The organism is Mycobacterium sp. E1715, assembly GCF_001667625.1.
In the GTDB taxonomy this organism is placed as follows: Bacteria; Actinomycetota; Actinomycetes; order Mycobacteriales; family Mycobacteriaceae; genus Mycobacterium.
Window position 1 is genome coordinate 1 of the sequence record NZ_LZJJ01000180.1, and the last position, 2,037, is coordinate 2,037.

The window sequence follows — 2,037 nt, forward strand, 5'->3', positions numbered from 1 at the left end:
TGAGGTGTTGGCGGCCGTGGACGCGCAGCTGGCGGCGAACGTGGCGCGCTGGCCCTCGATGAGCCAGGGCCGGTTGGGTGCGCAGGTGGACAAGGTGGTGGCGGAAGGCCGATGCCGATGCGGTGCGGCGCCGCCGGCGGCATGTTGCGGGGCGCGAGGTGTGGATCGGTGAGATGGGGGAGGGATTGGCCCGCATCGAGGGCACCCTCTACAGCCTGGATGCGCATGCGCTGGAGAAGCGGCTGGATGCGTTGGCGGCCACGGTGTGTGCCCACGATCCGCGCAGCCGCGAGCAGCGCCGCGCGGATGCGTTGGGCGCGCTGGCCGGCGGGGCCGAGCGGCTGGGCTGTCGCTGCGGGCGCCCGGACTGCGCGGCCGGCGCCCGGCCGGCGGCCGGTGCGGTGGTGATTCACGTGCTCGCCGAGCAAGCCGCCCTGGATCGCGGGGTGGGGATGGCCAGTGAACTGCGGGCCGACGGCCTGATCCCACCGGAGCTGGTGGCCGAGTTGGCCGCCGCGGCCAAGCTGGTGCCGCTAATTCATCCCGGGGACGCGCCGCCCGAGCCGGGCTATGTGCCCTCGCCAAGCGTTGGCCGATTTCGTGCGGTGCCGGGATTTGACGTGCCGCTGGCCGGGCTGTGACTGCCCGGCGATGGCCTGCGACCTCGACCACACCATCCCCTACAGCGCCGGTGGGCCCACCCATGCCAGCAACCTGAAGTGTTATTGCCGCACACACCATTTGGTGAAGACATTTTGGGGCTGGACCGAACAGCAGCTGCCCGACGGCACCCTGATCTTGACCTCCCCGGCCGGACGCACCTACGTCACCACCCCGGGCAGCGCCCTGCTGTTCCCCAGCCTCTGCCACGCCACCGGCGCCATACCGGCCGCCGAGGCCGACCCCCCGCCCCAAGACTACTGCGGCCAGCGCAGCGCGATGATGCCCCGCCGCCGCCGCACCCGCAGCCAAGACCGCGCCACCCGGGTAGCCGTCGAACGCCGCGACAACCACCAAGCCCGCATGGCCGGGCGAGCCGAATCGATGAGCTACAGCGGGCCGGCCCCACCCGACAGCGATGACGATCCGCCACCATTCTGACGACCCCCAGCAGCGGTCTTACCTGGAAGCGACGGCGAACAGGCGCCACTCGCCGGGCACTCCCTTGAGCTGATGTGTGCCGCGGTCCTCGAACTCCAGCCCTGACCCGATCACGAGGTCGCGCAGCGTGCTGGATACCAGCACGTCGTTCGCGCCTGCAAGTGCACTCACGCGCGCCCCGATGTGCACCCCGATCCCGCCGATGTCATCACCGCGGACCTCGCACTCGCCGGTGTGCAACCCGGCACGCACCTCGATGCCCAGCGCCTGCACCGCGTCGCGAATCGCCATGGCGCAGCGGATCGCTCGCTGCGGGCCGTCGAACATCGCCAGAAACCCGTCGCCGGATGTGTTCACCTCGCGGCCGCGAAACCGGGCCAGTTGCGACCGCACGACGGCATCATGCGCATCAAGCAGCGCGTGCCAGTCACGGTCACCCATCTCCGCAGCGCGGCGCGTCGAGTCCACGATGTCGGTGAAGAGCACCGTGGCAAGCACACGATCATCAGCGACATCGGCTTGGTGACCGGTCAGGAATTTCGCCACCTCCTGAAAGGACGCGCGCCAAGGCTCGACCCAGTGGTGCATGTTGCGGCCTGGAAGCTCAACGTACTTTGCCCCCGGTATGTGATCCGCTATGTACTCGCCCGAGGCCGACGCAAGCAACGCATTGTCTGCGTGCTGAACGACCAGGGTCGGCACGCGGATTGTCGGTAGGACCGCCCGCACATCCAATTCGATCAGCAGTGGAAACATCTGCGCGACGGTTCCCGGGCTCGCCGCAAGGCGTTCCAGTCGTGCCCACGTTGCTCGGATCTCCTCGTTCCACGGCATGTCCGGATTCATCACATGTTGCAACTCCCCCGTTCCCCACATGGAGCCCATCAAGGCAACGACTTCCTCGGGAGTGGGTCCCTCGGTGCGTTCGGCGACCGG

General features: G+C 69.0%; 1 protein-coding gene and 1 pseudogene. One reads left to right on the forward strand and one right to left on the reverse strand.

Translation table 11 applies throughout. The annotated features are described in order from the left end of the window. Positions 1-1,101: pseudogene (locus tag A9X03_RS09930) on the forward strand (DUF222 domain-containing protein); the annotation flags it as partial. 18 nt (positions 1,102-1,119) lie between these two features. Here the strand turns inward: A9X03_RS09930 and A9X03_RS09935 are convergent. Then, positions 1,120-2,037, reverse strand: a 918-nt coding sequence (locus A9X03_RS09935; protein ID WP_068260844.1) for an adenylate/guanylate cyclase domain-containing protein, incomplete at its 5' end; no start/stop codon positions are given.